9 protein-coding genes are annotated in these 12,671 nt (G+C 70.8%); 2 read left to right on the top strand and 7 right to left on the bottom strand.

Annotation, left to right across the window (positions count from 1 at the left end):
• Positions 1 to 101: 101 nt before the first annotated feature.
• A complete protein-coding gene (locus ACWCO8_RS02405) occupies positions 102 to 1,109 on the top strand; it encodes a LacI family DNA-binding transcriptional regulator (RefSeq protein ID WP_451030531.1) in 1,008 nt (335 codons plus the stop codon).
• A gap of 5 nt (positions 1,110 to 1,114) precedes the next feature.
• Here ACWCO8_RS02405 and ACWCO8_RS02400 read toward each other — a convergent pair whose 3' ends face one another.
• Positions 1,115 to 2,401, bottom strand: a complete 1,287-nt coding sequence (locus ACWCO8_RS02400) for a DUF2254 domain-containing protein (RefSeq protein WP_451030530.1) — start codon at positions 2,399 to 2,401, stop codon at positions 1,115 to 1,117.
• Positions 2,402 to 2,665: 264 nt separating this feature from the next.
• On the opposite strand from ACWCO8_RS02400, the gene ACWCO8_RS02395 reads away from it, so the two are divergent.
• A complete protein-coding gene (locus ACWCO8_RS02395; protein ID WP_451030529.1) occupies positions 2,666 to 4,504 on the top strand; it encodes a glycoside hydrolase family 15 protein in 1,839 nt (612 codons plus the stop codon).
• Between the two features lie 30 nt (positions 4,505 to 4,534).
• On the opposite strand, the gene ACWCO8_RS02390 is transcribed toward ACWCO8_RS02395, so the two are convergent.
• The 6 genes from ACWCO8_RS02390 to ACWCO8_RS02365 all read right to left on the bottom strand — a co-directional run bounded on the left by ACWCO8_RS02390 (position 4,535) and on the right by ACWCO8_RS02365 (position 12,658).
• A complete protein-coding gene (locus tag ACWCO8_RS02390) occupies positions 4,535 to 6,310 on the bottom strand; it encodes a cation:proton antiporter (RefSeq protein WP_451030528.1) in 1,776 nt (591 codons plus the stop codon).
• Positions 6,311 to 6,397: 87 nt separating this feature from the next.
• The gene (locus tag ACWCO8_RS02385; protein WP_451030527.1) at positions 6,398 to 7,453 is read right to left on the bottom strand and encodes a cytochrome d ubiquinol oxidase subunit II; all 1,056 of its coding nucleotides are present in this window, start codon (positions 7,451 to 7,453) and stop codon (positions 6,398 to 6,400) included.
• Positions 7,450 to 8,931, bottom strand: coding sequence for a cytochrome ubiquinol oxidase subunit I (locus ACWCO8_RS02380; protein WP_451030526.1), 1,482 nt, complete (start codon positions 8,929 to 8,931; stop codon positions 7,450 to 7,452). The genes ACWCO8_RS02385 and ACWCO8_RS02380 overlap by 4 nt, the downstream gene beginning before the upstream one ends.
• A gap of 42 nt (positions 8,932 to 8,973) precedes the next feature.
• Positions 8,974 to 9,780, bottom strand: coding sequence for an SDR family oxidoreductase (locus ACWCO8_RS02375; protein ID WP_451030883.1), 807 nt, complete (start codon positions 9,778 to 9,780; stop codon positions 8,974 to 8,976).
• Between the two features lie 205 nt (positions 9,781 to 9,985).
• Entirely contained in the window at positions 9,986 to 11,566 is a 1,581-nt protein-coding gene (locus ACWCO8_RS02370; protein WP_451030525.1) for a GMC oxidoreductase, read from the bottom strand.
• Positions 11,567 to 11,719: 153 nt separating this feature from the next.
• Positions 11,720 to 12,658 (bottom strand): cyclase family protein, encoded by a 939-nt coding sequence (locus ACWCO8_RS02365; protein ID WP_451030524.1) that lies wholly within the window; start codon positions 12,656 to 12,658, stop codon positions 11,720 to 11,722.
• Positions 12,659 to 12,671 lie beyond the last annotated feature (13 nt).

The following is a 12,671-nucleotide window of genomic DNA, read 5'->3' as shown; positions in this document are numbered from 1 at the left end:
CTCAGGACTGTAGACCGCGCCGGAACGTTCCGGCAAGGAGGGGCGGAAGCTCTGCCGGAACGTTCCGGTGCGGCTGACCTCGAACGTCTAGACTTCCGACCGTGAACGCCCGCACCGTGACCCTCCTCGACGTCGCCCGCGCCGCCGGAGTCTCCAAGAGCACCGTCTCCGACGCCCTCCAGGGCTCGGGGCGCGTGGCCGAGGCCACGCGGGACCACGTCAGGGAGGTCGCCGACCGGCTCGGCTACCGCCCGAACAGCGCCGCGCGCCGACTGCGCCGCGCCAGCACGGGGGCGGTCGGGCTCCACCTGCCCCAGACGGCGACGCGGCTCGACTACTACATGAACCTCGCCTTCGGGGCGGTCGCCCGCGCCCAGGAGGAAGGGCTCGACGTCGTCCTCCTCGCCCCGGCCACCGGCACGCACGGGCCGCTCGCCTCGCGGGTCGACGGGCTCCTCGTCATCGACCCGGAGGTCGGCGACGCCGCGGTGCCCGCCCTCCTCGGCGCCGGCGTCCCCGTCGTCACCGGCGAGCGCTACCTCGGCCCGGCCCCCGCCCCGACCGGCGCCGTCGTCTGCGACAACTCCGCCTCCCTCACGGCGCTCCTCGACCACGTGCGCGACCGCGGGGCCCGGTGCCCCGCCCTCCTCGCACCCGCCGACACCTCGGCCTGGGCCGCCGCCCTGCACGCCGCCGCCGAGAACTGGGGACGCGAGCACGGCGTCCCGGTGGAGATCCGTACGGTCTCCTTCGCGGCCACCGCCCTGGAGGCCGAGCAGGCGACCCGGGTCCTGCTCGCCGAACACCCGGACGTCGACGCCGTCATCTGCGCCCCCGACGGCGCCGCCCCGGGAGTCCTCCACGCGGCAGCCACCCTCGGGCGCACCCCGGGCCAGGACTTCCTCGTGGCCTCCTGCGTCGACAGCACCGCCACCCGCAGCAGCAACCCGCCCATCACCGCCGTCGACCTGCGCCCCACCGCCTACGGCCGCGCCTGCGCCGCACTCCTCTGCGACATCCTGGCCCACCGCACCGCCGCGGACACCGTCCGCCGCCACGCATGGACCCTGGAAACCCGCCCCTCCACCCTGGGCCCTGCGGCGGGCTAGGGGGCCTACGCGGAGTACCGCCCGCCGATGCCCTGGTGGTCGGCCTGTTCCGCGATGGCCCGGCGGGCCGGGTCGGTGAACTCCCGCGCGATCGACTCCCGCAACAGGCCCGACTCCGCTCGCACAGCGGTGTGCCGCGGCGGCGGCAGGGTCTCGACCAGACCGTCGAGCATGGCGCGGAGCCGTCGACAGACCTGCACGGACGAGCCGCCGTAGTCGCGGATCTCGCACACGGCGAGCTGGAGATACGCGTCCCAGTCCCGCCCCGGCAGGACGAGCCGGGGATGGCCGTGGCGATCGGCCAGGACATAGCGGCCGGGAAGACGCGCGTGGCCGACCGTGTGCAGGAACGACTCGATGTAGTTGATCACCTGCACAGCGGTGGTGGGGTCGTTCACCGCGGGGGAGAGCGCCCTGATGGCGATGTCGACGAGGACCCTCAGCGCGAAGGCGGGGTCCTGTTCGATGGTGCGTTCGGCCCCGAGCGCGACGAGAGAGGTCACCCGTTCCGGGTCCGGCTTCGAGGTACCCCCGTGAACCTCGACCAGCACGGTGCCGGGCGGGACGAAGTCGCCGATCAGCCGGGTCACGACGAAGACGCAGTCGTGGCGCGCGGCCTCCGCGACGAGCCCGGAGGCGTCGAACGCCTGGATGGCTCCGCCTCGGTCGGTACGGATACGCATCACCGGAGCGTCGGCCGGCCCGGCCGCGTCTTCGCGCGGCGCGGCGGACCGGATCGTGGCGGCCCCGCTCGTGAAGACGGCCAGTCCCATCTGCGCGACCAACTCGGCGATGGCCACCGGTCGGAGGCTGTGGGTGAACCTGTTGAGGTAGATGAGCAGGAGGACGAGACTGACGGCCACCGCGGCGCCGGCCAGGGTGACACCGAGGTCGGGGACGGATTCGGCCTCGATGCTGCGCAGCAGGGAGAAGGCGAACGCGAACGTCCCGGTGAAGGTCGCCAGTACCGCCTTCTGCAGCCGGTCGCGGTACCAGAGGCGCATGTAGCGGGGTGACAGGGTTCCCGTGGCCTGCTGCACGACCAGGACGCCGATGGTGACGACGAATCCGAGCAGCGCGACCATCGCCCCCACGATGGCGGTGAGGACGCCGCTCGCGGTCGTCGCGGAGTAGTGCCAGCCGCTCGGCGGGCGGTCCGCGCGATCGACGGCAAGGGCGAGTTCGGCGAGCAGGGCGCCGAGGACGAGGCCGAACATCGGCACGATCCACAGGCTCGCCTTGACGTATTGCCGCAGCCTGAACCGGGCCGCCCAGGACGTCAGGACACCCACGTCACGCCCCCTTCACCCGGAGACTCCGGTGCTCATGAGGCACACGAGACGGCGGGCCACCTCGACGGGACCGCCGTCCTCACACCGTAGAGCCGTTCCGGGACCCGCGCAGCGGCGGAACCCCGCGCCGCCACCTCACGCGACTCTCCCTCGCCAGGACGCGCCGACCGCGTCGGCCTACGCTGACCGAGTGACGTCCGGTGCTGCCGCGTCCGCCGTGCAACGGTGTCCGATCGTTGTCCGCCGGGCCGAGAGGGGCTCATGATGGACGACTATCCCCTGATCGAGAACCACGGCCTGATCGGCGATCTGCAGACCGCCGCGCTCGTGACCACCGAGGGCACGATCGACTGGTTCTGCTGCCCGCGCTTCGACTCGCCCAGCGTCTTCGGCGCTCTGCTCGACCGGCGGAAGGGCGGCCACTTCACCGTCCGGCCGGCCGCGGAGACGTACACCACCAAACAGCTCTACCACCCCGACACAGCCGTTCTGGTGACACGGTTCATGACCGAGGCCGGGGCGGGCGAGGTGGTCGACTTCATGCCGGTGACCGGCACGACGGCCACGGACCGGCACCGCCTGGTCCGCATGCTGCGCTGTGTCCGGGGCAGCATGACGTTCGAGGGGGAGATCGCTCCGCGCTTCGACTACGGGCGTAGGCCCCACCGGCTGCACATCGCGGAGCAGGGGGCCCTGTTCACCTCGGAGGGCCTCGACCTCGCCGTCCACCCCGTCCGTGAGCCGCAGGACGACCGGCCGCTGAACATCCTCTCGGCCGACAAGGACCTGCGCTTCTCGCTGACCCTGCACGCGGGGCAGCAGCGCGGCATGGTCGTCGAGTCGTCCCCCGACGGGCCGCCGCACGTGGTCCGGGTGCAGGAGTTCGAACGGCTCTTCGGTGAGACGGTCGGCTTCTGGCGCTCGTGGCTGGGCCAGTCCACCTACGCGGGCCGCTGGCGGGAGGCGGTGGAACGCTCGGCGGTGACGCTGAAGCTCATGACGTACGCGCCGACGGGCGCCCTGGTGGCCGCCCCCACGACGGGGCTGCCCGAGCAGTTGGGCGGCGAGCGCAACTGGGACTACCGGTTCACCTGGATCCGTGACGCCTCGTTCTCGGTGTACGCGCTGCTGGGGCTCGGGTTCACGGAGGAGGCGAATTCGTTCATCGGCTGGCTGCACGACCGCGTCAAGGAGAAGGCCGGCGAGGGGAACGGCACCGGGCCACTGAACATCATGTACCGCGTCGACGGCACCTCCGACCTCGTCGAGGAGACGCTGGAACATTGGGAGGGGTACTGCGGGTCGGCACCGGTCCGCATCGGCAACGGGGCGGCGAGCCAGCTGCAACTGGACATCTACGGTGAGGCGCTCGACAGCATCTACTTCGCGCACCGGCACGGCATGCATCTCGACACCGGGGGCTGGACCGCCCTGCACACGCTCCTCGACTGGCTCGTCGACCACTGGGATCAGCCCGGAGAAGGACTGTGGGAGACCCGCGGCGGCCGGAAGGACTTCACCTACGGCCGCGTGATGTCCTGGGTGGCCTTCGACCGCGCCCTGCGCATCGCCTACGACGACGGCCGTCCCGCGGCCGGTGGCCGCTGGGTCGAAGCACGTGACGCGATCTACCGGCAGGTCCTCAGCCGAGGATGGGACCCGAAGAAGCAGGCCTTCGTACAGCACTACGGCGACGACGTGCTCGACTCGTCGCTGCTGCGCATGCCGACGGTCGGCTTCCTCACCCCCGAGGATCCGAAGTGGACGTCCACGCTGGAGGCGATGGATCGTGAGCTGGTCAGCGACAGCCTGGTCTACCGCTACAACCCGGAGGCGTCACCCGACGGACTGCGCGGTTCCGAGGGCACGTTCTCGCTGTGCACGTTCATGTACGTCGACGCCCTGGCGCGGGCCGGCCGTACGGACCTGGCCCGGCTGGTGCTGGAGAAGATGCTCACCTACGCCAACCACCTGGGTCTGTACTCCGAGGAGATCGGCCTGACGGGGCGGCAACTGGGCAACTTCCCCCAGGCCTTCACGCACCTGGCCCTGATCGACGCGGCGATCACGCTGGACGCGAGGCTCAAAGGCGTGCGCCGCTAGTCGTCCGGGGCCCCGGCCCCGGGCCCCGGTTCACTCCCCTGCGGCCGTCGGGACCGTACCGAACAGCACGACGGTGTCACCCTCCCGCGGGACGGTCTCCTTCCGCTCGGTGACCGGGTCCAGGGTCTGGTCCGCCCGCACGACGAACAAGGTGTGATGATCCGCCGGCAGTGGTGCGGACGCGGGCTGCACCACGAACCGGGCGCCCCGCTCGTAACGCTCCGCGAGGACGTGCCGGACGAGGGAACGGCCGAAGAGGATGTCGCCACCGGTGTACGGAGCTACGACTCCGTGGCTGTCGTGCGGCGGTCCGACCCGGTAGACGGGCCCTTCGACATTGTCCTGCATCACCACGGAGGCGAGCGCGTTGAAGTCGTCGTCATCGGTGGCCAGGAACACGGCCGTCACGCCCTCGAGTCGCGCCCCGGGGTTGATGGCGGTGGCCAGCAGATCGCCCTTGGCCAGGTCGATCCCGGCGGCCTTGATCAGGGCCCGCTCCTCGTCGAGTCCCGCCCACATCACGACCTCGAGACCCGCGGACCGCAGGGCCCGTCCCAGGTCGACCACCCAGGGCTCCCCACCCACCAGGAGGATCCGCGTGCCCGTCGGTTTGACGACGCCCAGCCGTCTGGCCATGGGGGCTGCCGTCAGCGAGTAGAGCAGAACGGTTCCCACGATCACCAGAAACGTGACGGGAAGGATCCTCCCGGCCCCGCTCACCCCCCGTTCGACCAGGCTGGCCGAGAAGGCCGAGGCCGTGGCCGCCGCGACGATGCCTCGCGGGTCCATCCACCCGATGAAGGCCCGCTCCCCCCGGGCCAGTCCGGAGTGCGCTGTCGCCCCGAAGGCCACCAGCGGCCGCACCACCAGGACGAGGATCGCGATGAGGGCGAGCGCGGGAAGGAGCACCGGCACCAGGGACGCGGGTGTGACGGTGGAGGAGATGGAGACGAACAGCAGCCCGATGATCAGTTGCACCAGGGTCGCGAAGAAGGGACGCCGAGCAGGCATGTCGAACCCCGGGATGTTGGCGACGGCCAGCCCGGTGACGATCGCGGCGATGAGCCCCGTGTCGTCGCGCACGATGTCGCAGCCCGCCGATACCGCGATCACGGTGGCGAGTTGGGCCAGCGTGCCGAGGGTCTCGCCGAGTCTCAGGGTACGCAGGGTGAACCACAGCAGCGCGGTTCCCACGGCCCCGCCGACCAGCCCGACAGCGAGGCTGATGGCGAACTGGCCCAGCTGGTAGCCCCGGCCGATGTCGATCTGGTGCGTCGTGGCGATGGCGTGGAAGGTGAGCGCGCCGAGGATGCCGCCGATCGGGTCGGTCAGCGTCCCCTCCCAGATCAGGATGCGCCGCACCTTGTCGTTCGGCCGTACGAAGTCGAGCAGCGGACCCACGACGGTGGGACCCGAGACGACGAGGATCACGCCGAGCATCGAGGCGACCCTGAGGGGCATGTCGAACATCGCGGGTGACACCGATGCGGTGACCAGGAACGTGAGCAGCACCCCGTACACCAGCAGTCGTCCTACGATCCCCCGGGTGCGGCCGGTGAGTTTGCGCAGGTCGAGGCCGAGCCCGGCGTCGTAGAGGATCACCGCGACGGCCAGCGACACGAGGGCGGAGAAGGTCGGCCCGATCAACCTGTCCGGGTGGATGACGTCCGTGATCGCGCCGGCGGCGAAGCCGACCGGCAGCAGGACGATCAGGGCCGGGACGCGCAGCTTGCTCGCCAGGATCTGCGAGCCGGTGGCGAGCACCACCGTCAGAGCGAGTCCGAGCAGGATCTCGTCGTCGGTCACAGCGGTTCCTCCGTCGGAGTCCGGGCTTGAGGGGATGTCCTGCGTGGATGCGGACGTGAGGCGGGTGTCCCGCGCGGGTACGGGAGCTCAGCCGCCGGATGTGGTGTCGCCGTCCGTGCCGTTTCCTCCGCGCAGTTCGGCGTCGGTGAGCTCCTCCAGCTCGCCGTGGGTGTCCAGCCAGTACAGGAGGACGACCGCCGGTACGACGAGCACCAGGGCCACCAGGGTGACGATCGCCAGCCATGTCAGCGTGGCGGACGCGCCCGCGGCATCGGCCACGGTCAGCGACGTGGGGAGGAGATACGGGCGTTGGGCCATGCCCCAGGCGACGACGGCGGAGGCGACGACCCCGACCGCCGTGACGCGCATCCACATGCCCGGCGGCCGCAGGAGCAGCCAGGTGGTGGCGAGGGCGGCCACCCCGGCCATGACGACGAAGAGCAGCCCCAGGCCGTGGGTGAGTCCGTGCCACACGTACGGGGAGTCCTCGTGCGTGACGAAGCCGGTGACCACCGCCAGGACGGTGAGGACGGCGAGGCAGCCCAGCGCCCGGCGCCTGAAGTAGCCGACCAGATCGGGTGCTTCGAACCGGTGGGCGTCTCCCGTCAGGAACACCGCGCCGAGGAAGGCCGTCGTCGCGATGGCCACAAGACCGAACGTGAGCGAGGTCGGGTTCGACCAGGCGTCCGTCGACGCCGCCGTGCCCGGTGCCACCCGTCCCGACGCGATCCCGCCGACCGCGGCACCGAGGAAGAACGGCGTGACGAGCGAGGAGACGGCGAACACGGCCCCGTACAGCCGTCGGCCGACGAGCCGCCGCGAGGGCTTGCGGAACGCGAAGCCGGCTCCGCGCAGGACGATGCCCACGGCGGCGAGCGCCAGCGGCAGCCACATCGCGGAGAACACGGTCTGGAAGAGGATCGGGAAGCCGGTCCACATGAGGACGAGGACGAAGATCAGCCAGACGTTGTTGACCTCCCAGACGGGGGCCATGGCGTGGTCGATGAGCCATCGTGGCCGCCTGCCGCGGTCCGTTCCCCCGGCCGTCAGGTCCCAGAACCCGGCGCCGTAGTCCGTACCGCCCGCGCAGGCGTACGCGGTGACGGCGACGAGCAGCACCACGGCGATGAAGTCGGCGGTCATGACCGGCCGTCCTCGGTCCGGGACGATCCACCACCGGCGGCGGGGGCGTCGCCTGCGGGCAGGGGCGCCCGTGGCCCGTAGGGGGTGTCCGCCTCCGGCACGTGGGCCGTACCTCCGGCGGCCCGTTCCTCGTCGGCGAGCCGCCAGCGCGTTCGCATCTTGAGCAGGATGGCGAGGAACGAGCCGAAGAGGAACACGTACACGACCATCACCACGCCGAGCATGATCCAGAGGCTCGTGGAGCGGGTCGAGGTCACCGCCTCGGCGACCCGCATGTTCTGGTAGACGATCCATGGCTGGCGTCCCACCTCGGTGGCGATCCAGCCGCACTCGACGGCCACGACGGAGGCGACGCCCGCACAGGCGGCGGAGCGGTAGAACCACCGGGACGCGGGAAGTCGCCGGTGTCTCAGCCAGACCAGGCCGTACCAGAGGGCGAGCAGCACCAGGACGGAGCCGATGACGACCATCAGGTCGAAGGCCCAGTGGGCGATGGTCGCCTGGGTGGCCGTCGGACGCTGGTCCGCCGGTACGGAGGTCAGTCCCACCACCTTGGTGTCGGGGCTGAATCCGGCGAGGACCGAGTCGAGCAGCGGGATCTTGATGCCGCCCGAGACGGTCCCGTCCTCGTTCAGGCGCCCGAAGAGGTACTCCGGTACCCGGGTGTCGGTCTCCCAGACGATCTCAAGGGCGGCGAACTTCACCGGCTGCTTGTGGAACACCGACCGGGCGATGGAGTCGCCGAGGACGAACTGCAGAGGAGTGGCCACCGCGGCGATGGTGAACGGAACGGCGAATCCGAGCCGGTGGTAGTGGTCCCGGCGGCCGCGTAGCCAGCCCATGGCGTAGACCCCGGCGACCATGAACCCCGCGGTGATGACCATCGCCACGACGAAGTGCCAGTACTGCGGCCCGAACATCGGGGTGAAGATCGCCTTCCAGACGTCGACGTCGACCGGGTTCCCCTCGGAGTCGAGGGAGAAGCCCTGAGGCGTGTTCATCCAGGAGTTGGCGGCCAGGATGCCGAACGCCCCGAGCAGCGCGGCGGCCGGGAGCGGAAGACCGAGCAGGAAGTGCGTACGGGGTTTCAGCCGCCGCCACCCGTACAAGTAGATGGCGATGAGCACGGCCTCCAGGAAGAACGCCCAGGCCTCGACGCCGAACCCGATGCCGAAGACATCACCCCACCTGCCCATCAGACCCGGCCAGAGCAGGCCGAACTCGAAGGAGAGCACCGTGCCGGTGACGATGCCGAGCGCGAACTGCACCGCCATGACGGCCGACCAGCGCCGCGCCAGGAGCAACGCCGCGGCGTCCTTGCGGCGCAGCCCGCGGTAGTGCATGACCAGGGTGATGAAGGGAAAGGCCACGCCCAGGGGCACCAGGATGATGTGGGACGCCAGAGTGAAGGCCATGAGTTCCCGGGCCGGCAGCAGCTGGGCCGGGGCGTCCGCCAGCAGGTGGAACGAGGTGGGCATGCGCGCCTTCGCTGTTCGTGACGTCCGAAGTGGGGCGGCCGGTCAGCCGCCGGTGGCGAAGCCCGGGAAGAGTGTCATGCCGCCGTCGACGTACAGGGTGGTTCCCACCACGTAGTCCATGAGGTCGGAGGCGAGCGCGACCACGGCATGGGCGATGTCCTCGGGGTCGCCGATCCGGTCGTACGGGATGAGCCTCAGCAGGTCCTCGCGCGCCTCGGGAGTCTCCCAGGCATCGCGGTTGATCGGTGTCCTGATCGCCCCCGGGGCGACCGCGTTCACCCGGATCTTCTCCGGCGCGAGCTCCTGGGCCAGGGTTTGCATCATCATCTGCACACCGCCCTTGGAGGACGCGTAGTTCACGTGCCCCGACCACGGGATGATCTGGTGCACCGAACTCATGCAGACGATCTTTCCGGCGGCCCGGGACACCTCCGGGACGACGCCACGGCGCCGGAACTCTTTCGTCGCCTCCCGGGCGCACAGGAACTGACCGGTGAGGTTGACGTCGATGACCTTCTGCCACTGGGCGAGCGTCATGTCGGCGAGCCGGGCGTCCCGTTGCAGGCCCGCGTTGGCGACGAGGATGTCGATGGTCCCGAACTCCTCGACCATCCGGTCCATCATCGCCTCGACCTGGTCCTCCTTGGACACGTCCGCCTCGTAGGCCGCCGCACGCACCCCGAACGAAGCGATCTCCTCGACCACTTCCTCTGCGGCCTCACGGCCTGCGACATAGTTCACGACCACCTCGGCGCCGGCCCGGCCCAGGCCGATGGCCGTGGCCTTGCCGATGCCCGAATTGGCTCCGGTGACCAGGGCCTTCTGACCCTTCAGCAGACGTGCGGGGATCACACCCTGCGGTGCTCCCTCGGTCGAATCCACGATGCCCTGCCTCCTCGCTGCGCGGCCGTGCCCGCACGGCTGCCACCGGCCGAGCACGGAGGTCACGCAACCACCGGCTCCGGCGGACGGCATGCACCGAGAACTGTCTTTGGGCCGTTGGGCCGCGCATCTTCGTCCGATCGGTCCAACGGAACCCGGGCCGCGGGTACGGTCAGCCCAGGCGGGCGATGAGGTGGTCGCCGACCCGCAGGGCGTTGGCGATGGCCGTCAAGGACGGGTTGACCGCGCCGATGCTCGGGAAGAAGCTCGTGTCGACGACGTAGAGGTTGTCGAGGTCGTGGGCCTTGCAGTCGACGTCGAGGGCGGAGGCGGCCGGGTCCGTGCCGAAGCGCACGGTGCCCGCCTGGTGCGCGGTCGCGCCGATCGGCATGCCCTTGTGCAGGTAGATGCTGTGGGGGAGCAGATGGTGCTCGTGCATGCCCAGGTGGCCCAGCATGCCCTCCAGCTTGTGCTTCAGCCGACGCGGGCCCTCGATGTTGTTCTTCTCGTCGAGGGCGAGGTGGATCCGCCCGTCACCGTCGAGGGTGACGCGGTTGTCGGCCAGGGGCAGGTCCTCGCCGCACAGCCAGAAGTCGACGGCGTGGTGCGCGAGCACCTCGAACGGCATGTCCGGCGTCACGGCACCCGCCCACCGCGGGGCCTCGCCGTGGATCTGTTCGGCGTCCGACTTGCCGAGCATCTGGATCCCGCCCAGCGGGAAGTCCCAGTCGTCCGCGCCGAGGTACCAGTCGTGCAGGGCCAAGGTCTTCTGGAACCGGGTGTCGTTGGGCTCCTTCGACACCGCCATCAGGGCTTCGTTGTTGTGCCGCATGTAGAACCGGCCGACCACGTCGGAGCTGTTGGCGAGGCCGCGGGGATGGTGCTCGTTCGCCGAGGCGAGCAGCAGCGCCGCGGAGTTGACCGCCCCGCAGGAGACGACCACGACGTCCGCCGTGTACCGGACCTCGGAGCCGTCGGGGAGTCGGCCGACGACGGCGCTGACACGGCGTCCGGTCGCGTCGGTCTCCAGCCGGACCACGTGCGTGTCCGTGACCAACTCGACGTTGGGGTGCCGTAGCGCGGGCTCCACACAGATCACTTCGGCGTCGGACTTGCCGCGCACGAGACACGGGAAGCCGTCCACCCGGTCGCAGCGGATGCAGACGCTGCTGTGGGTGGCCCGCCCTCCGTTCTCCTGGCTGAGATCGACACCGATCGGCAGGTGGAAGGGGTGCAGACCGTGCTTCTGGAGGTCGTCGCTCAACTGCTGGATGCGCGGCTCGTGTTGAACGGGCGGGTGGGCGTACTGTGCGCTCACCGGGCCCTCGCCGGGATCCTCGCCATGGCGTCCGTGGACGCGGTAGAGGTGCTCGGCCTGGGTGTAGTACGGCTCCAGGTCCTCGTACCGGATCGGCCAGGCGGGGGAGAGGCCGCCGTGGTGGCGGAGTTCGCCGAAGTCCTCGGGCCGCAGCCGGAAGAGGGCGGCGCCGTAGAACTTGGTGTTGCCGCCGACGTAGTAGTTGACCTCCGGCGGGAACTCGGCGCCGTGCTTGTCCAGCCAGAACTCCGGGGCCCGGTACTTGCCCTTGACGAAGACGGCCGTCGAGTCCCAGTTGTCCCGCTCGCGCGGCAGGTAGCCGCCTCGTTCGACGAGGAGCACGCGTTTTCCGGAAGGGGCGAGGCGATGGGCGAGGGTGCCGCCGCCCGCACCGGTACCGATGATGACCACGTCGTAGTGAGGGGCGTCGCCCACGGCGACCACCGTCCTTGTGATCACGGGCACTGACGGGCGTCAGGCCCTGTCTTCCCGCCGACGCGGGGGCCGAGTGGTCCCACCCGTTCGAACGTATCCGCCCTGCTCGCGAAAGGCGACCGGAGAGCCCGTCCCGTGAACCGGGCACCGCGCTCACAGCACCGCGACGGGGTTCACGGGCGAGCCCGTGGCCTCGGGCAGCCGCAGGGGGGCCACGACGCACAGGAAGCTCCAGCGCCCCGCCCGCGCGCATACCGGCACCAGGTCCTCGAACCGCAGGTAGTCCAGCAGATGGATGCCCATGGCATGCATGGCCAGGACATGCACGGGAAAGTCGATGTCCGCCACCGCGCTGGGGGCGCTGTCGTTGTTGCCGTCGCCGCCCAGCACCGCGACCTCCCGCTCGGCCAGGAACTCCAGGGCGGTCGGGTGGAGGCCGGCCCGAGCCGTCGCGGCCTTCCACGGTCCGACTTCTGTACGACGAAGGCGGTGGCCCACCCGGACGAACAGCAGGTCCCCCGGTCCGACACGGACCCCTTGAGCGGCCTCGGCGGCCGTCAGATCGTCCGATGTCACCTGGTCGCCCGGCTCCAGCCAGGACACTCCACGGAGCCGTGGGATGTCCAGCAGCACGCCCCGACCGACGATGCCGTTCGCGACCAGGTCCACGGAGAGCGCACGGGCGCCCTCGGCCGTCACGCTGCTCGCGGGCACGTGGCCGTAGAGCTGCCCGTCGAACACCACGTGGCAGAGGGCGTCGAGATGGCTGTCCGCGTCCCCGTGCACGTTCATGGCAAAGCGGTCGGTGGCGAAGTGCAGCCCGTCCGCTCCGAGTTCACCTGGGCCCGGCCCGGTCATCCGGTGGACGGCCGGCTCGGGGTCGTCGGGGCCCGCCACGGTCTCGATCGGAGCGGCCAGCGACACCGTACGACCGAGGCGGACCTCGGCAGCGGCCGCCACCACACGCGCGGCCGTCACATGACGGAGCGCACCGGGCCGCGGGCTCGTGCGGTCGGGGCGGTCCTCGCCCTCCTGGGGTGCCGCCCGGTGCCGCAGGCGGTCGTAGAGCGCCCGGAATGCGGGCGCGCTCATGGCCGGGGCGTCC

The sequence above is a fragment of the Streptomyces sp. NPDC001927 genome (genome assembly GCF_053594455.1).
Note: the sequence above shows the minus strand (reverse complement) of the source record. Positions and strands in the feature narration are given on the sequence as shown.